Origin of the sequence: Flavobacterium tistrianum (assembly GCF_003254545.1) — a bacterium.
Taxonomy (GTDB): domain Bacteria; phylum Bacteroidota; class Bacteroidia; order Flavobacteriales; family Flavobacteriaceae; genus Flavobacterium; species Flavobacterium tistrianum.
Genome location: NZ_QJRH01000067.1, coordinates 199,624 through 217,303, shown reverse-complemented (window position 1 = coordinate 217,303; position 17,680 = coordinate 199,624). Strand labels below are relative to the sequence as shown.

Annotated in this window: 16 protein-coding genes; 8 read left to right on the top strand and 8 right to left on the bottom strand. The window is 32.8% G+C overall.

From position 1 onward, the window contains the following. Positions 1-2: 2 nt before the first annotated feature. Together DMB71_RS10160 and DMB71_RS10155 are read right to left on the bottom strand one after the other, a co-directional pair. A complete protein-coding gene (locus DMB71_RS10160) occupies positions 3-632 on the bottom strand; it encodes a response regulator (RefSeq protein WP_239452955.1) in 630 nt (209 codons plus the stop codon). Further along, positions 622-2,634, bottom strand: coding sequence for an ATP-binding protein (locus DMB71_RS10155; protein ID WP_111365817.1), 2,013 nt, complete (start codon positions 2,632-2,634; stop codon positions 622-624). The genes DMB71_RS10160 and DMB71_RS10155 overlap by 11 nt, the downstream gene beginning before the upstream one ends. A 168-nt stretch (positions 2,635-2,802) precedes the next feature. Here DMB71_RS10155 and DMB71_RS10150 point away from each other — a divergent pair, with 168 nt between their 5' ends. Then, the gene (locus DMB71_RS10150) at positions 2,803-3,201 is read left to right on the top strand and encodes an MmpS family transport accessory protein (protein WP_111365815.1); all 399 of its coding nucleotides are present in this window, start codon (positions 2,803-2,805) and stop codon (positions 3,199-3,201) included. 71 nt (positions 3,202-3,272) lie between these two features. Here DMB71_RS10150 and DMB71_RS10145 read toward each other — a convergent pair whose 3' ends face one another. The 4 genes from DMB71_RS10145 to leuS form a co-directional block, all read right to left on the bottom strand. Continuing rightward, positions 3,273-3,869, bottom strand: coding sequence for a hypothetical protein (locus DMB71_RS10145; protein WP_111365813.1), 597 nt, complete (start codon positions 3,867-3,869; stop codon positions 3,273-3,275). Continuing rightward, the gene (locus tag DMB71_RS10140; RefSeq protein WP_111365812.1) at positions 3,856-4,329 is read right to left on the bottom strand and encodes an RNA polymerase sigma factor; all 474 of its coding nucleotides are present in this window, start codon (positions 4,327-4,329) and stop codon (positions 3,856-3,858) included. Before DMB71_RS10140 ends, DMB71_RS10145 begins: the two co-directional genes overlap by 14 nt. Position 4,330: 1 nt before the next feature. Continuing rightward, entirely contained in the window at positions 4,331-5,179 is an 849-nt protein-coding gene (locus tag DMB71_RS10135) for an alpha/beta fold hydrolase (RefSeq protein WP_111365810.1), read from the bottom strand. 334 nt (positions 5,180-5,513) lie between these two features. Further along, positions 5,514-8,378, bottom strand: a complete 2,865-nt coding sequence (leuS, locus tag DMB71_RS10130; RefSeq protein ID WP_111365808.1) for a leucine--tRNA ligase — start codon at positions 8,376-8,378, stop codon at positions 5,514-5,516. Positions 8,379-8,822: 444 nt separating this feature from the next. Between leuS and DMB71_RS10125 the strand changes: the two genes are divergently transcribed. The 4 genes from DMB71_RS10125 to truB all read left to right on the top strand — a co-directional run bounded on the left by DMB71_RS10125 (position 8,823) and on the right by truB (position 11,686). Beyond that, the gene (locus DMB71_RS10125) at positions 8,823-9,698 is read left to right on the top strand and encodes a cell division protein FtsX (RefSeq protein WP_111365806.1); all 876 of its coding nucleotides are present in this window, start codon (positions 8,823-8,825) and stop codon (positions 9,696-9,698) included. Positions 9,699-9,781: 83 nt separating this feature from the next. Beyond that, the gene (locus tag DMB71_RS10120; protein WP_111365805.1) at positions 9,782-10,039 is read left to right on the top strand and encodes a DUF3098 domain-containing protein; all 258 of its coding nucleotides are present in this window, start codon (positions 9,782-9,784) and stop codon (positions 10,037-10,039) included. 160 nt (positions 10,040-10,199) lie between these two features. Next, complete coding sequence (locus DMB71_RS10115; RefSeq protein WP_111365803.1) at positions 10,200-10,997, top strand: undecaprenyl-diphosphate phosphatase; 798 nt, start codon at positions 10,200-10,202, stop codon at positions 10,995-10,997. Beyond that, positions 10,997-11,686: a tRNA pseudouridine(55) synthase TruB gene (gene truB / locus DMB71_RS10110; RefSeq protein ID WP_111365802.1), complete on the top strand. Its 690-nt coding sequence runs from the start codon at positions 10,997-10,999 to the stop codon at positions 11,684-11,686. The genes DMB71_RS10115 and truB overlap by 1 nt, the downstream gene beginning before the upstream one ends. 334 nt (positions 11,687-12,020) lie before the next feature. Here the strand turns inward: truB and DMB71_RS10105 are convergent, their stop codons facing one another. After that, entirely contained in the window at positions 12,021-12,638 is a 618-nt protein-coding gene (locus tag DMB71_RS10105; protein ID WP_111365800.1) for a thioredoxin family protein, read from the bottom strand. Positions 12,639-12,833: 195 nt separating this feature from the next. Here DMB71_RS10105 and pyrH point away from each other — a divergent pair, with 195 nt between their 5' ends. From pyrH to DMB71_RS10090, 3 genes are all read left to right on the top strand, one after another. Further along, positions 12,834-13,541 (top strand): UMP kinase, encoded by a 708-nt coding sequence (gene pyrH, locus DMB71_RS10100; RefSeq protein WP_008465141.1) that lies wholly within the window; start codon positions 12,834-12,836, stop codon positions 13,539-13,541. A gap of 78 nt (positions 13,542-13,619) precedes the next feature. Further along, the gene (frr, locus tag DMB71_RS10095; RefSeq protein WP_111365798.1) at positions 13,620-14,183 is read left to right on the top strand and encodes a ribosome recycling factor; all 564 of its coding nucleotides are present in this window, start codon (positions 13,620-13,622) and stop codon (positions 14,181-14,183) included. Positions 14,184-14,302: 119 nt separating this feature from the next. Further along, positions 14,303-16,798, top strand: a complete 2,496-nt coding sequence (locus tag DMB71_RS10090) for a DUF5686 family protein (protein WP_111365797.1) — start codon at positions 14,303-14,305, stop codon at positions 16,796-16,798. A 222-nt stretch (positions 16,799-17,020) separates the two neighbouring features. Here DMB71_RS10090 and DMB71_RS10085 read toward each other — a convergent pair whose 3' ends face one another. Beyond that, the gene (locus DMB71_RS10085; RefSeq protein WP_111365795.1) at positions 17,021-17,461 is read right to left on the bottom strand and encodes an ankyrin repeat domain-containing protein; all 441 of its coding nucleotides are present in this window, start codon (positions 17,459-17,461) and stop codon (positions 17,021-17,023) included. Positions 17,462-17,680: the final 219 nt, after the last annotated feature.

The window sequence follows — 17,680 nt, the reverse complement described above, 5'->3', positions numbered from 1 at the left end:
ACTTAATTCAACATGTTGTTTTTAAGCAAAAAGGCAATCAATTCTGCCACATTTTTCATTTTATACTTCTGAAGAATATTGCGTCGGTGTGTTTGAACGGTTAGAAAGCTCAAAAACAAATCATCGGCGATTTCTTGAGTCGATTTTCCTTGCGAAAGCAATAATGCAATATCGCGCTCTCTTCGGCTTAACCCTGGAATTCTTTCTAAATCTTCAGACAAAGGCTGGCTAATTATGGTTTTCACTTCTTCGCTAAAAACAATTTCGCCATCAATAGCTTTATAAATACATTCTTTAAACTCATCAAAAGAAGCGTTTTTCAGAATATATCCGTTTCCGCCATTCTGAATAAATTGCATCACCAAACTTCTTTCAGATTGGCTGCTCATACCTATAATTACAATTTTAGGATGCTTTTGCTTGATGGTTTTACATAGATCAACTCCATTTATTACAGGAAGAAAAATATCCATTAAAATCAAGTCGACTTTATTGTCTTCTATATAATCTAAAAGTGCAATTCCCGATTCGAATTTTTCGACAATTTCTATATTATCTAAATCTGAAAGCAAACCTGAAATTCCAGAAATCACAATCGGATGATCGTCTACTATTACCGTTTTATACTTCATAATCATGATTTGGGTTATATTTTAATTCGATATAAGTTGAAGTTCCTTTATCCAGAACCGAATCAATTTCTATTTTTCCATTCAAAAAAGCCACGCGGTTTTTAATATTCCGCAAGCCCATTCCGTCCCTTTTTTCAGCATATTCTACATTAAAGCCAATTCCATTATCCTCTACTGTAATAAAAAACACATCTTTATTTTGCGAACAGGAAACTAAAATCTGCGATGCTTTGGCATATTTTAAAGAATTATTCAAAAGTTCTTGAATAATTCTGAAAATCATGATTTTAAAATGCTGTGGCAAGGTTGTCTTTTTAATCAAATACTGAAATTCGATTGTGGTTTCGGTCGTTGAATGCGAAGCGCACAAATCTCTAAGCGCATGCTCTAGACCCAATTTCATTAAACTTTCGGGCATTAGATTCTGAGAAATATTGCGAAGTTCTTTTATCGAATCATTTAATAAACCATTAATGTTGGGCGCATTTTCTTTATTCTCGCGATCAGCAAGATTCAAATGCATTTTAAGACCAGAAAGCATACTTCCAAGTCCGTCGTGAAGATCTCTGGCAATTCTTTTACGTTCAATTTCTTCCCCTTCAATCAAAGCGTTTGAAACAGATAATTTCTGCTGATTTTCTAATGCTTCAAGTTCTTGTTTGTGATTGACTTCTTTTTGAAAACTTATTTTTTTCTGATAGTTATTCCAGCTCCACAAAAACAAAACTGTCAAAAACAAAACAAACGAAAGCACTGCGAAAAGCAACATATTCAAACGGTTATTATTAACCTGCAAAACTGCTTTTTCATTCTCCGACTGCAGCAAACCAATTTTCTTTTCACTTTCGGCTTTTTTATATTTTGCTTCAAGCTCAACAATTTCCGTTTTCAGTTTAGCATCGTTTAAACTATCGTTTATAACATTGTATTTATTCGAATAATAATAAGCTTTCGGATATTCTTTTGTCGCATTATAAACTTTAGACAGCTCTTTGTAATAATTTTTTTTATCTACAATAAAAGGTGTTTTTGCAATTAGATATTCTAAATTGCTTTTAGCTTTATCGTAATTTTTCAGTTTAAAAAGCACTTCATATTCTGCAAATTTCAATCGGTTTACTGCAATGGCATTTTGATGGTTTTCTGCCGATTTTATTCCTTTTTCAAAACTCACTAGTGCTTCTTTGTGTTTGTTCTGTTTCGCATAATAAAGCCCTTCCGAATAAAAATAAGAATCATTCAAATTGGATTCAGGATATTTTTCTAAAGTCTCATAAGCTTTATCCAGAATTTCTTTAGCGTCATAAAAATGTTTCAGCTCAACTAAATTTTCCGCATTTATAATATACGTTTCCATCTTAGACTCTGCTAAAGTTGCAGATTTTTTGGTAGCACTCTCGATATATTTCTGCGCTTGATCTAGATATTCAGCTGCTTTTTCGCGTTCATCATTATTCATAAAAATAATGGCAACTGCTTTATTTAACGCACTGATCAATTCGTAATCGCCACTTCTTTTAGCAATCGGAATAGCCTCATTAACCAGCAATTTCATATAAGCGTTTTCGTTGTTCTTGCGCTGTTGCATAATTCCATAATTCTGAAGTATGACAGCACGAAGTTTATAAGCTTCTTTATTACGGTATTTTTTAAGTTTAGAATTGGCTTCTAGTAAAGCTTTTTCAAAACCTTCCAAATCGCCCTTTTCTATAAAATTATAGGCATTATAGAAAATAGAAGCATCTTTTAGAAAAGGAAATTTGGCTTTAAGCTTATTTGCCTGTTCCAAATATTCTTTAGACTTTTTTGCATCCTGCGCCATCAAAAACAGTTTTGACAATCTGAAACTATTCAAACTTTTGACACTATCAGATTTTGTGTTTTTTGTGATTTTAACAATACTGTCAATATAAACAGTATCATCATCTAAGGAAAGAATTACTTGTGAATTGGAAATTGCAGTGAAAAACAAAAAAAATAAAAAGGCGTAGAGTTTCTTCATAAATGTGGCATTTACCCAAAGTTATTAAAGCTTAATGACTTTCAAAAAGAAATTGCTTGCTTTTACCTGATATCAGGTAATAAAAAATACACTTTATCAGGTATTGTTGTCTCGTAGGTAAGGGTCTAATTTTGTTGTAGATCTTACTATTAATTAAAAATATATACTATGAAATCAATTTTGAAAACCTTAGCAATTGTAATGACTCTTGCTTTTACAGCAGTTTCTTGCAGCAGTGATGATGATAATAAAGGAGGAAATAACTCAAGAGACGTTAAATATGAGATAACAGGAAACTATTCAGGAACAACATCTGTTACCTATTTTGAAAAAGGCGGTAACGCATTGAATGAAGATCTTACTAAACTTCCATGGACTAAAGAGTTCACTGCAGAAGCAAAATCTATGGGAGCTTCATTAAGCGCTGGTGGATACGGTGGAGTTGCTGGACAAACATTAACTGGAAAAATTTACATTGGAGGAAAACTAGAGAATGAATTGACTGCTACAGCAAATAGTGATGGAATAATTGTATTATCTCTTACACCTTACGTTTTCGGACAATAGTTTATAGAAATTTAAAATTTTAGATTTTTGTTTTTGGTAAAAGAAAGCTTCGCAATTGCGAAGCTTCTTTTTTATAACTCTAATTGATGATTAACTTCTTCAAATTTTTCAATTAGACTATTTATTTTTTCTTGCTGTTTTTTGGTTTGTTTTGGATGAATATACAACCAGTTAAACAACATCCAGAACAATGTGATTCCATAAGTTAAAATCGCCATCCAAGCTGCCATCCTGCTTGCATATTCATACATATACAAACAAATTCCAACCGTTAACAAAACAAAATATAAAGTCATCAGTTTCGTCTGCATGAAGTTTTGTTTCTTTTTAATTAAAATTAAGTTTTGCAAATACTCCTGATTGGTTTGATTTGCTTCTATATTTTTATAATTGCCTAATAGTTTGTTGTAGACCATTAAATAAATCACCATTGCCAAAATCACCAAAACAATTCCGATTTTAGTCGAAATAAATTGTGGCTGATAATAAAACCAAACAAAAGCAATGAAGGCGCTGGTTGCTAAAAGCAGAATATTGGTAATCCATAAACAACGCAGTCCAGTTTTTTTAAACTTATTTATTCGTGCCAGCAAATCGGTCATATCTGGCTGACTTACGGATTGTTTTTTCCATAAATCTTTAAAATCTATATTATTATCGTTGTCCATTTTCTTTAAATTTTTGAGTCAGTTTTTCTTTTATTCTGTGAATTTTCACTCTAACATTGGCTTCAGAAAGTCCGACGATTTTGGCAATTTCATTTTGTTTGATATCCTCTAATTCTAACGAAATAATAATACGATCGGTTTCTGGAAGCTCGGCAATACATTTATACAAGAATTGAATCTGAGGTTCTAATGAGGTTTGTTTTTCTTCAGAAAGATGAACAGGAAGTTCAGATTTTGGAAAACGTTTCTGCTTTTCTATCTGCCTCAGGCAATTATTGGAAGCGATTCTGAAAATCCACGTTCCAATAGAAGATTCATTTCTGAAGGTTTCCAGTTTCTGCCAGACAATTATAAAAGTTTCCTGAGCCAAATCCTGAGCGGCATCATAATCGTTTACGAAACCCATACAAAGCCTGAAAATTCTATCCCAATAAGTTTTATATATCTGTTCGAATTCCATTTTAAGATTTTAAAAAATTATTCAATTGTGCCAAATACCAATCTTTATCATCATACATAATAAAATGAAGGCCTTTATTAGCGTATTTAAAATCGGCTGTTTTCAAATTTGCATATTGTGTTTCAATTGCTGGTTTTAAATTTATAAAATAAGATTCTAATAAAACTAAAGATGGACATTTTATCTGTGAGATTTTCGCTCTTAAATCGGTATTATAAAAATCACAATACATTTGTCCAAAAGTGTTTCGGTCTGACTTTACGCTCCAGCTTACAACTGTTTCCAACTTTGATTGATCTTGCAAAAGCCTTGGCATCATTTGTTTCTGCATATCATAGAATTGAGTTTCGTTCATTCCCGTCATTTGATTTACAGTTGCCGAACAGTCATTATTTTCTTTTGATTTAAAAGATGGATCGCTCAAAGCCGCCAAACACGGAAGCGCATCCACAACCACAATTTTTCCAATTAATTCTGGATAATCTGATGCAATAGCAAGTGCTAATCCTCCTCCCATACTGTGGCCAATTACAATTGGCTTTTCAATTTTATTGTCTTTTATATAAGCTGCAATTTCGTTTTTCCAATTTTCAAATGATGGATTTGCTTGTGGTTTTACTCCTGCAAAACCTGACATTGTAAGCGTATAACAAGTGAAGTCTTTTTCGAATGCTGTTTTGGTATCATTCCAAACTTCTCCAGAAGAAGCAAACCCAGGAATGAAGATTATTGATTGTTTCCCTTTTCCAGTTTTTAAAACTTCAAACGGATATGATTTTGTTTGTGCAAAAACATTTAGACATAATGCTGAGAATAAGAATGCGATAATTAAGATGATATACTTTTTCATTTTTAATAGTTTTAAGTTGTTAAAATTTTAATAGCAATAAATTGTTAATTAAATCGGATCCATGCTTTTGATACGGCAACTACTAAAATGTTACAAAAGTTTTTAAATTTTTAATGAAAAAATTACAAATCCCAATGTTTACGGGGGAAATTCCAATACTAAAATTCAAAATTCCAAACCGATTTGGGTAATTTTTCGCCACGAATTCACGAATTTTTAGTCTCAAAGATTGTCAAAAATAATTCGTGAATTCGTGGCGAAAAAAAATTACACAAAAAAAATCCCAAACTCCAACAATTGGAATTTGGGATTTTAAATATTTGAAATTTAAATATTAACCTACTAGGTTAATTATTTTCCCAGGAACAATAATCACTTTATTTGGCGTTCTTCCGTCTAAGTGTTTTTGCGTTCTTTCGTCTTTCATTACGATTTCTTCGATTTGTTCTTTGGTTAAATCCAAAGGCAATTCGATTGTGAAACGCATTTTTCCGTTGAAAGAAACTGGATATTCTTTATTTGTTTCAACTAAATGTTTTGCATCAAAAGCTGGGAAAGCTACTTCAGAAATTGAAGTTGTATGTCCTAACTGTGACCATAATTCTTCAGCGATATGAGGAGCATAAGGCGACACCAAAATTGCTAAAGGTTCTAAAATTGCTCTAGAATGACAGTTTTGAGAAGACAATTCATTCACACAAATCATAAACTGAGAAACTGAAGTATTGAAAGAGAAATTCTCGATATCTTCTGCTACTTTTTTGATGGTTTTGTGTAACGATTTCAAGTTGTCTTTTGTTGGCTCGTCGTTGTTTACAATTAAACCGTTATCATCAAAATACAATCTCCATAATTTTTTCAAGAAACCAAATACTCCAGAAATTCCAGCAGTATTCCAAGGTTTTGCCTGCTCTAATGGCCCTAAGAACATTTCGTATAAACGTAATGTATCAGCACCGTATTCTGCGCAGATATCATCTGGAGTTACAACATTATAGTATGACTTAGACATTTTTTCTACTTCACGTCCTACAATGTATTTTCCGTTTTCGTCTAAAATAAATTCTGCTGTATTGAAGTCTTCTCTCCAAGTTTTGAACTTTTCGATATTCAATTCATCAGAAGAATTTACAAAATGAACATCAACACGAATTGGTTGTACATTTTGACCTTCAATTTTATTTTTAGACACAAAAGTATTAGTTCCTTCCAATCTGTAAACATAAGCCGTCGTACCCAAAATCATTCCCTGATTGATCAGTTTTTTGAATGGCTCTTCAGTCGGAGCAAATCCTTTGTCTTTTAAAAATTTATTCCAGAAACGAGAATACAATAAGTGACCCGTTGCGTGTTCGCTTCCTCCAATATATAAATCTACATTTTCCCAATACGCCAAAGCTTCTTTGCTTGTAAATTCATTTTCATTGTGCGCATCCATATAACGCATCCAATACCATGAACTTCCCGCCCAACCTGGCATTGTGTTTAATTCTAAAGGAAAAATCGAAACATTATCAACTAAATCAGTTGCAACAACTTTATTTTGTTTTGTATCCCAAGCCCAAACCGCTGCGTTTCCTAATGGTGGCAAACCGTCTTCAGTTGGCAAATATTTCTCAACTTCAGGCAAAATAATCGGCAAGTGTTGTGTGTCAATCATTTTAGGCAATCCATTTACATAATAGACTGGGAATGGCTCTCCCCAGTAACGTTGGCGAGAGAAAACTGCATCACGCAAACGGTAATTAGTTTTACCTTTTCCTTGACCGATTTCTTCTAATTTCTCGATCGCTTTTTTAGTTCCTTCTTTATAATTTAATCCGTTTAAGAAATCAGAATTTGCGATTTCAACGTTGTCTTTTGATCCATAAGCAGCCTCAGAAATATCAACATTCGCGAAGATATTTTTGATTTCCTGCATTCCGTTTTGACCTTTAAAGAAATTAGCAAAAGCGTAATCTCTTTCGTCTCCGCAAGGAACCGCCATTACAGCACCAGTCCCATAACCTGCCAAAACATAATCTCCAATCCAAACCGGAATTGGTTCTTTTGTAAACGGATGTTCTGCATAGGCTCCTGTAAATGCACCAGAAATCGTTTTTACATCAGCCATACGCTCACGCTCAGAACGTTTTGCTGTTTTTTCGATATACGCTTCAACTTCTGCTTTTTGTTCTGGAGTTGTAATTTTAGCAACCAAATCGTGTTCTGGGGCCAAAGTCATAAAAGTTACTCCGAAAATTGTATCAGGACGAGTAGTAAAAACCTCGATTACTTCATTGTGATCTTTCACATTAAAAGTTACCAATGCTCCTACTGATTTTCCAATCCAGTTTCTTTGAGATTCTTTGATAGACTCACTCCAATCAATATCATTTAGACCTTGAAGCAAGCGTTCGGCATAAGCAGAAATTCGCATACTCCATTGTGTCATTTTTTTTCTTATAACAGGAAAGCCTCCACGTTCTGAAACTCCGTTTACGATTTCGTCATTTGCCAAAACAGTTCCTAAGCCTGGACACCAGTTCACTTCAGTTTCTGCCAAATACGTTAATCTGTATTGCAAAAGGATTTTTTCTTGCTCATCTTTAGAAAATGCATTCCATTCGCTTGACGAAAAAACGGCAATATTATCATCAGAAACTGCATTTACATTTGCATTTCCTTCTTTTTCAAAAACAGCAACTAAAGTTGAAATATCTTCTGCTTTGTCAGCCGTTTTATTATACCAAGAATTAAACAACTGGATAAAAATCCATTGTGTATGTTTATAGTAATCAGGATTCGATGTACGAACTTCACGCGCCCAGTCAAAAGAAAAACCGATTTTATCTAATTGTTTTCTGTAACCCGCAATTTGTTTTCCTTCTTTATCAACTCCACCATCAATATTTACACGCGTTGTATCTTCTGGACGCTGACCTGTCTGGATTGCATATTGTTCTGCTGGCAATCCGAAACTATCGTAACCCATTGGATGCAAAACATTGAAACCTTGATGTCTTTTGAAACGAGAATATACATCTGAAGCAATATAACCCAGCGGATGCCCTACGTGTAATCCTGCTCCAGACGGATAAGGAAACATATCGAGAACATAATGTTTCGGCTTTTCAGAGTTATTCTTTGCTGCAAAAGTTTGATTTTCTGCCCAATATTTTTGCCATTTGGCTTCAATTTCGTTTGGATTGTACTTCATTTTTTAAAGGTTCAAAGTTGCAAAGTGACAAAGGCTCTAAGGTTTTCTCACTTTGTGAATTATGGCGCAAATTTACATTTATTGCGCATTGTAGCAAAGCTATTTCACTGACAAACAAATAAAATAATAAATTACTTGTTCAGGATTAAGTAAAAACAGGCATTATTCCGATTAAAAATACGTACTTAATTCTTTTTCTGCCACAGATTAAAGAATTTACGCAGACTTAAAAATCATTTTTAATCTTTTTAATCTGTGAAAAACTTCTTACTTTTCAGACCTTATGAAAGACTTTGCGTTCTTTGCGTTAATTTTTCATGCAACACTTTGCACTAAATAAAAACTTCTTTTCTAGATTTAAATCGTACTTTTAAGTATAAAAGTTTGTTATTAACTTTAAATAAAGAAATTCTTTATTATTTTTACCACATAATTTAAGTATCTATGAGTTCTAACTTTGATAAATTTCAAAAGCGCAGGTTAATTTCCTCTTATTTTTCGGTAGTTTTAAGTGTATTCTTGGTTTTATTCCTTTTGGGAGTATTAGGATTATTCATCATTAATTCTAAACAATTGGCTGACGATTTTAAAGAAAAAATCGCCATGACGGTTTTCTTCAAAAATGAAGCGAATGATAGTATTATCAAAGCATTTAATACAGAACTTAAAAGAGCTCCTTTCGCTAAATCTTTTGTTTATGTAACGAAAGAGAAAGCGGCAAAAGAACACACTGATATTATCGGAGAAGATTTCTTAACCTTTTTGGGAGAAAATCCGTTATTGAATTCATACGACATTCACTTAAAAGCAGACTATGTTGAAAGAGATAGTATTGTAAAAATTGAAAGTCGTCTTCGTAAAAATGCTATGATTTCTGACATTGTGTACGACAAACAATTGGTGAATCTGGTAAATGACAATATCAAAAAAGTAAGCATGTGGATTTTGATTATTAGCGGTTTCTTGACAGTAATTGCAGTTTTACTAATCAATAGTTCATTGCGTTTATCGATACATTCAAATCGTTTTATTATCAAAACCATGCAGATGGTTGGAGCAACAAAAGCATTTATACGTAAGCCTTTTGTAATGCGAAGCGTAAAATTGGGAATGCTTGGTGCTGGTTTGGCCATTATTGCTTTAATCGCGCTTTTATTATATGTAGACACTAATTTCCCTGGTTTAGGAATTCTAGAAGACAAAGTTTTAACTGGTTTGGTTTTGGTTGCTGTTTTCGGATTAGGAGTTCTAATTACTTGGGTTAGTACACATTTTGCAACACAACGTTTCTTGAATTTAAGAACTGACGACCTTTATTAATTTTTGATTCCAGATTTTAGATTGCAGATTTTAGATTTAAAAAAAATGCCTTTGACTTCGCTCGGGCTGACAAATACATAAAAATGAAAAACAACAATAATAAAGAAGAACAACAAGTTCAAAAACAGGAATTCCTTTTTGACAGCATCAATTATAAAATTTTATTGGTTGGTATTGCTGTAATTGCGCTAGGATTTATTTTAATGTCTGGCGGAGGAAGTAAAGATCCAAATGTTTTTAACGAAGAAATTTTCAACTTTAGACGTATTCGTTTAGCACCAACAACTGTTTTAATCGGTTTTGGAATCACGATTTACTCTATATTTAAAAAATCTAAATAGACTTTATCAGACATCTTAGACATCTTAGACATCTTAGACATCTTAGACGTCTTAGACAAGTTAGACAAGTTAGAATTTTAGATTAAACTTTTCTGAAAATCTAAGAAGTCTAAATAATCTAAAGATCTAAGAAGTCTAAATATCTAACAATCTCAATTAAATGAACACATTACAAGCTATTGTTCTTGCCATTATTGAAGGAATTACAGAGTTTTTGCCTGTTTCTTCGACAGGACACATGATTATTGCTTCTTCTTTTTTCGGAATCGCTCATGACGATTTCACAAAACTTTTCACCATTGTAATTCAGCTTGGCGCGATACTTTCGGTTGTAATTTTATACTTCAAACGTTTCTTTCAAACTTTTGATTTCTATTTTAAACTTTTAGTCGCTTTTATTCCTGCGGTTGTTTTAGGATTACTTTTAAGTGATTTTATTGATAGTTTACTAGAAAATCCAGTAACGGTTGCGATTTCCCTTTTAATTGGAGGTATTATTTTATTGAAAGTAGACGAATGGTTTAATAAACCAAACGATCCAGAAGTTTCAAATGAAATTACTTATGCAAAAGCTTTTAAAATTGGATTATTCCAATGTCTTGCCATGATTCCTGGGGTTTCTCGAAGCGGTGCAAGTATTGTTGGAGGTATGGCGCAAAAATTGACTAGAACTTCTGCAGCAGAATTTTCATTTTTCCTAGCTGTTCCAACTATGTTAGGTGCAACTGCAAAAAAATGTTACGATTATTACAAAGCTGGTTTTGAATTATCTCATGACCAAGTTAATATGCTGGTTATTGGTAATATTGTTGCTTTTGCTGTAGCATTATTAGCTATAAAAACGTTCATCGGATTTTTGACTAAAAACGGATTTAAAGTTTTTGGTTATTACCGAATCATTGCTGGAATCATTTTATTACTGATTCACTTTTTCATTCATCCGCTTACGATTATATAATGACACCTGAAGAATATTTAGAAGGACAAGTTTTATTGATTGACAAACCTTTAAAATGGAGTTCATTTCAAGCTGTCAATAAATTAAAATACCTTTTAATTAATAAAGTCGGACTTCCTAAAAAGTTCAAAATTGGCCATGCAGGAACTTTAGATCCTTTGGCAACTGGGCTTTTATTAATCTGTACAGGAAAATTCACTAAAAAGATTTCTGAACTTCAAGGTCAAGCAAAAGAATATAAGGGTACTTTCTATATCGGAGCCACTACTCCATCTTATGACTTGGAAACTGAAATCGATCAAACATTTCCAACAGAACATATCGATGAAGCTTTGATTCACGAAACTGTAAAACAATTTTTAGGCGAAATCGATCAGAAACCGCCAATTTTTTCTGCTATTAAAAAAGATGGTGTTCGTTTATATGAACATGCGCGTGCGGGAGAATCTATTGAAATTGAAAGCAGAAAAACTACTATTCACGAGTTTGAAATTACAAGAATTGCACTTCCAGAAGTAGATTTTAGAGTAGTTTGTTCTAAAGGAACTTACATTCGTTCTCTAGCTTACGATTTTGGAAAAGCCATGAATTCTGGTTCGCATTTAACTGTTTTACGCCGAACAAAAATTGGCGATTACGATGTAAAAAATGCGATTGATATTACTTTGTTTGAACAAAGCTTTAAATAACAAAAAAAGCACATTACATTGTTGAAAAAGTAATGTGCCAAAGCTCTTAAGAAAAGTAATTTTATTCCATACTCATCTTTGATTTAATAGTGAGGCACATTTTTCCCTCCAAACAAAAACTTAGAAAAGAAATCATAAAATCTTTCGAATAACTTTTTCATAATAGTGTATTTTTTAATTGTGAAACATTAAATAAACACCAATAAAAAGAGTAAATCAGAAAGTTATAATAGAAGTGGGTTAACATCACTAAGTTACAAAATTCTTTTGAAGCCGAAAAGACTTTAAGATAATTTTATTAACAAACAACCTGTTTATCAACACATTAATCCGATTAAAGGCGATTATACTTAATATTTTCCATAATCTCAACCAGTTCTTCCTGAACCGAAATTCCTTTATCGGCCAGATACCATAACTGTAAATCGGTTTTTATCTTTTCATCGATAGCACCAACTTCTCTTTTATGTTTTTCCATTAATTCGGTTGCTCCTTTTGGTCTTGGTCCCCAATCGGCACGCACAATTCCAGCTTCTTTACAAATCACGATTATTTTTGGAATTGCTCTTCCCCCATTTGTTAAATAATGACTCATCAAATCGTCGTTTTCATCGCGAAATGCAATTCTCAAATCGATCTTTTTATGAGAAGCCAAAGCCATTTTATTTAAAATAGGAAGTATCTGCGCCGCGTCTCCGCACCAGCCTTCAGAAAGTACCAGCCAGATATAATGATTATCCAAGTTTTGAAGTTTCTCAGCAACAGAATCTGAAATAGTTATCGTTTTTTCCAGCCTGTTCATTCTGGCTTCATTCAATTTAGAATAATTGGTAAGACTTTCAGATTGTTCGTTTCCCGTTGATTTTCCTTCGGTCAATAAATCGGTTACTATTTTTCTGTATTCAGCATAAGAATGACTATTGAATAATGCTTTGGCTACGATGCTTTTCATATTTGTTTCATTTTTTAGGATATAATAAAAATACAAAATTTAGGAAGATGAAGGAAATGACATATGTCACATTTCAAATAAAATAACTGCAAAGCCGTTTTAAATCTAAAATTGAAGCAATAATTAATTTTTTGCAAACATTATTTTTAAAAATCAGAATATGTCTATATTTGCACAAATTAACGCAACACACACATGAAATATAAAAGAATTCTTCTTAAACTTAGCGGCGAGGCCTTAATGGGTGATTTACAATACGGTATTGACCCGAAAAGATTAGGCGAATATGCAGATGAAATCAAGCAGATTCACGACAAAGGAGTAGAAATTGCTATTGTTATTGGAGGAGGAAATATTTTTAGAGGCGTTGCCGGAGCAAGCTCAGGAATGGACAGAGTGCAAGGAGATTATATGGGAATGCTTGCAACTGTTATCAACGGAATGGCTTTGCAAGGCGCTCTTGAAGATAAAGGAATGAAAACGCGTCTGCAGACAGCTTTAAAAATGGAATCTATTGCAGAACCATATATCAAAAGAAGAGCTGATCGCCACCTTGAGAAAGGCAGAATTGTAATTTTTGGTGCAGGAACTGGAAATCCATATTTTACAACTGACACTGCTGCTGTTTTAAGAGGTATCGAAATCAATGCTGATGTTATCCTAAAAGGGACTCGCGTTGATGGTGTTTACGATTCTGATCCAGAGAAAAATGCTTCTGCAGTAAAATTTGATTTTATCTCGTTTGACGATGTAATCAAAAAAGGATTGAATGTAATGGACACTACTGCGTTTACATTGAGCCAAGAAAACAAATTGCCAATCGTTGTTTTTGATATGAATAAAATCGGAAACCTTTTGAAAATCTGCGAAGGCGAAAACATCGGAACTGTAGTAAATATATAGTCATCAGTAACAGTTTTACAGTCGCATAATAAGACTTTAACTGAAAACTGAGAATGAAAACTGAAAACTAAAGAAAAAATGACTGAAGAAATAGACTTTATTTTAGAAAGTACTGAGGAATCAATGAATGGTACTATTGCACACTTAGAGAAAGAATTTCTTAATATTCGTGCAGGAAAAGCTTCTCCAGCAATGCTTGGAGGTGTTTTTGTAGATTATTACGGATCTGCAACGCCGCTTTCTCAAGTATCTAAAATTAGTGTTCCAGATGCTAGAACAATTACATTACAGCCATTTGAAAAAAATATGCTGCAAGCAATTGAAAAAGCAATCTTAATCGCTAACATTGGTTTTAACCCAATGAATAATGGAGATATGGTAATCATTAGCGTACCGCCATTAACTGAAGAGCGTCGTCGTGATTTGGCTAAACAAGCAAAATCTGAAGCAGAAGATGCTAAAATTGGTATTCGTAACTCTCGTAAAGATGCTAATACTGATATCAAAAAATTAGAAAAAGAAGGAACTTCAGAAGATATCTGTAAATCTGCAGAAGATGAAGTTCAAAACTTAACAAATGCTTACATTAAAAAAATTGATGAGTTATTGGCTGCAAAAGAAGCTGAAATCATGAAAGTCTAAGTAAGATTTGGTTATAAAATAAAAATCCGTCTGGTTTATTGCATCAGACGGATTTTTTTATTGCTATTTTTGCATACGAAAATTAATTTCTTTTCGTTTTTGAAACTATATCATTCTGTATGAAGCTATTTTGTTTTTTGACTTTGTTTTTTACGCTTACACTTCAAGCGCAAATTCAAATAAACGGAATCGTAACCGATTCAAACAACAAACCTCTTCCGTTTGCCACCATTACCACTTCAGAAAACAATAACACGATTACAGATGTTGACGGAAAATTTATTTTTAAAATCAGTTCCTCTGCGACCTCTCTTACGGTTTCTTATATCGGTTTTCAATCAAAAAATATTGCCTTAATTAACAGCAAAACCTTTTATTCGATTTCACTTTTACAGAAAACAGACGATTTAAAAGAAGTTGTAGTTTCTAATGAAAACCCTGCTTTAACGATAATAAAAAAAGTTATTGCCAATAAATCGGCAAACGATCCGCAGAAGAAACTCAATAATTTTGAATATAAAACCTATAACAAACTTATCGTAACTGCCAATCCAGATTCGATTGACGGGCGTATCGATACTTCGGCAGCATACAAAGATTTAAACAAAAAGATCATTAACATTGACTCTTCTGATTATAAGTTTAAAGAAATTGTAAGCAAACAGCATTTGTTTCAGACCGAAAAAGTTTCTCAATATCAGTTTGGAAACAACAAACTGAAGGAAACTGTTTTAGGAACAAAAATAGCGGGTTTCAAGCAGCCTATTTACGAAGTTTTGGCTTTCAACCTTCAATCTATTTCGATTTATGATTCTAATTATGAATTATTCGAAACCAAATACGAAAACCCAATTTCTAAAAATGCTCCTTCAAGCTATAATTACAAATTATTGGACACTGTTACCATAAAAGGCCGTGATGTGTATATGATTTACTTCAAAAATAAATCTAAATACAGAACTTCTGGACTGGAAGGGGTTTTATATATCGATAAAGAAAATTACGCTGTCGCGAAAGCGGTAATGCGAATTAAAGGCGTTTTGGACATCAGCGGCATTCATGAATTTGAATATATTCCGAAAGAAAAAATCTGGTTTCAGAGCAATACCACTTTTAAAATCGTAAAAGGAAAAAATGACGACGATATTAGAATTTTAGGAGGTACCATTCAATTTGACGGAGATGTTGAGGACAATTTCGAACGCAGAAAAAAAGTGGCTTCAGACTTTACCTATCTGCTTTCAGAAAGCAATAGCTTTGATATTCGCGTAAATACTGACACTCCAATAAAAACCCCGTCGCTTTATATCGAAATTAAAGATGATGCAGCAAAAAAACCTGAAAGTTTCTGGGAAGCTTATAGAAAAGAAAATCTTGATTTAAAAAGCCAAAAAACATATTTACTACTTGACAGTCTTTCGGTTCGAAATAGGATTGAAAAACGTTTAGGAATTGGCCGAAAAATCATCAATGGTTTTTATCCAATTGGCCCTATCGATTTAGATTTAAAAAAAATCATAAGTTATAACAATTATGAAGGTTTTCGCTTAGGTGTTGGAGGTATTACAAATGATCGTTTGTCTAAATATTTCCGTGTTGAAGGTTATGGCGCTTATGGAACAAAAGATGGTGTTTTTAAATATAGCATCGGCGGTGGCGTTTTGCTAGACAAACATACCAACACTTGGTTTAATGGATATTATGCAGATGATGTACGAGAGATTGCAAGTACAGTTTTTTCTGTTGATAAACGCGTTTTTAAAATTTACGATCCGCGTCCAATCAACATTAGTACTTTTTATGAATATGTTGGATGGCGTGCCAATGTTCAAACCAAATTTATTCCGAAAACTGAGGCTGTTCTAGAGCTTTCAAGAAATTATATCGAACCAAAATTTGATTATCTCTATAATCTTAACGGAAAACTGTATTCTAACTATATTATGACTACAGCAATGCTTTCTATAGTTTGGGCGCCTTTCAGTAATTATATGCAAACTCCAACTGGAAGAACTGAAAGTGATAAAAAATTTCCTCGTTTTACGTTCCAATACACACAATCATTGCCAAATGTTTTTGAAAACGATTTTACTTTTAGCAAAATAGATTTTAAAGCTGAATACGAAAAACAGTACTTAAACCGTCAGAAAACAAGTTTGCTTTTACAAGGAGGTCTAGCAATGGGAGATGTTCCTATTACGCATTTATACAACACAGCTCCTAACAACTTAACAAAGGAAACAGTTATTCAGCGTATTACTTTTGCAGGGAGAAATTCTTTTGAAACGATGTTTTTTAACGAATTTTTTTCGAGTCAATATCTGATGTTTCAAATTAAACATGGCTTCGACCGAATTAGAATAATGAGGAAAGTTCGTCCATCATTGGTTTTAGTTACCAGAATGGCTTGGGGAAGCATGGAAAATCCAGAACAGCACGTTGGTCCAGCTTACAAAACGTTGGATAAAGGTTATTTTGAATCGGGATTAGAATTGAACAGAATTTTTAAAGGTTTTGGTTTAGGCGGATTCTATAGATATGGACCAAATCAGTTAATGAGGTTTGAAGACAATATCGCCGTTAAGATTTCTTATGTTCTTGATTTGGGGCTTTAATTTCTCAAAATCATTTTTTCGCCACGAATTCACAAATTTATCTACTTAAACTTTATGAAAACTTTACCGATGAATTTCACAAATTAACCTAGCGGTAATTTGTGAAATTATTGACAAGTACCGCGTAAAAAAATTCATTAAAATTCGTGAATTCGTGACTAAAAAAAATCCCAAACTTCAATAACTAAAATTGGAATTTAATCTTTAAAAATTGAAAAAATATCACCCTAAAAGATCTTTAGGAGAGACACCATTTTTGTTTTCTAAATTTACATCTGCTCCATTTTCTAATAGGAGTTTAATTATCTCTGAATCACTTTCCAATTCCATCGCAGCACGCCATAAAGCTGAATTTCCCATATTATCTACAAGATTAACATCTGCTTTAAAATCAAGTAAAATTTTAATCGAATCCGTTTTATTATTCATTGCAGATAAATGTAAAGCCGTTAAACCTTGTTCGTCTTGTTTATCAATATCGCAACCAATCAATAGAAGATTTCTCACCAATTCTTCATCACTATCTACAACTGCAGTCATTAAAAAAGTACGACCATTTCGATCAACGCTATCTAAACCGTATTTTTCTAAGAAATCTTTAATATTAGAAAAATCTTTTCCATATAATAATTTATAAAGTTGGGTATCATCAAATTTTTTCATGACAAAATTTTAAAATAAAATCCTACAAATATAGCTGCTTTATTGAACATATATGATACGAGACTTCGTAAAAAAAAATCCCAAACCCCAATTTGAAGGCAAAAATTAACACAACCTATATCTGCGTAGACGCACCACAGTGCGTCTACGCAAAGAATATCATCATGGACTAGACGCACTGCATGCGTCTCTACAGAATATTGGTACAGAATAAAAAAT

Bases quoted from the DNA above. Each gene is read 5' to 3' on its own strand.
- DMB71_RS10160 (WP_239452955.1), bottom strand. From the start codon at position 632: ATGAAGTATAAAACGGTAATAGTAGACGATCATCCGATTGTGATTTCT.
- DMB71_RS10155 (WP_111365817.1), bottom strand. From the start codon at position 2,634: ATGAAGAAACTCTACGCCTTTTTATTTTTTTTGTTTTTCACTGCAATT.
- DMB71_RS10150 (WP_111365815.1), top strand. From the start codon at position 2,803: ATGAAATCAATTTTGAAAACCTTAGCAATTGTAATGACTCTTGCTTTT.
- DMB71_RS10145 (WP_111365813.1), bottom strand. From the start codon at position 3,869: ATGGACAACGATAATAATATAGATTTTAAAGATTTATGGAAAAAACAA.
- DMB71_RS10140 (WP_111365812.1), bottom strand. From the start codon at position 4,329: ATGGAATTCGAACAGATATATAAAACTTATTGGGATAGAATTTTCAGG.
- DMB71_RS10135 (WP_111365810.1), bottom strand. From the start codon at position 5,179: ATGAAAAAGTATATCATCTTAATTATCGCATTCTTATTCTCAGCATTA.
- leuS (WP_111365808.1), bottom strand. From the start codon at position 8,378: ATGAAGTACAATCCAAACGAAATTGAAGCCAAATGGCAAAAATATTGG.
- DMB71_RS10125 (WP_111365806.1), top strand. From the start codon at position 8,823: ATGAGTTCTAACTTTGATAAATTTCAAAAGCGCAGGTTAATTTCCTCT.
- DMB71_RS10120 (WP_111365805.1), top strand. From the start codon at position 9,782: ATGAAAAACAACAATAATAAAGAAGAACAACAAGTTCAAAAACAGGAA.
- DMB71_RS10115 (WP_111365803.1), top strand. From the start codon at position 10,200: ATGAACACATTACAAGCTATTGTTCTTGCCATTATTGAAGGAATTACA.
- truB (WP_111365802.1), top strand. From the start codon at position 10,997: ATGACACCTGAAGAATATTTAGAAGGACAAGTTTTATTGATTGACAAA.
- DMB71_RS10105 (WP_111365800.1), bottom strand. From the start codon at position 12,638: ATGAAAAGCATCGTAGCCAAAGCATTATTCAATAGTCATTCTTATGCT.
- pyrH (WP_008465141.1), top strand. From the start codon at position 12,834: ATGAAATATAAAAGAATTCTTCTTAAACTTAGCGGCGAGGCCTTAATG.
- frr (WP_111365798.1), top strand. From the start codon at position 13,620: ATGACTGAAGAAATAGACTTTATTTTAGAAAGTACTGAGGAATCAATG.
- DMB71_RS10090 (WP_111365797.1), top strand. From the start codon at position 14,303: ATGAAGCTATTTTGTTTTTTGACTTTGTTTTTTACGCTTACACTTCAA.
- DMB71_RS10085 (WP_111365795.1), bottom strand. From the start codon at position 17,461: ATGAAAAAATTTGATGATACCCAACTTTATAAATTATTATATGGAAAA.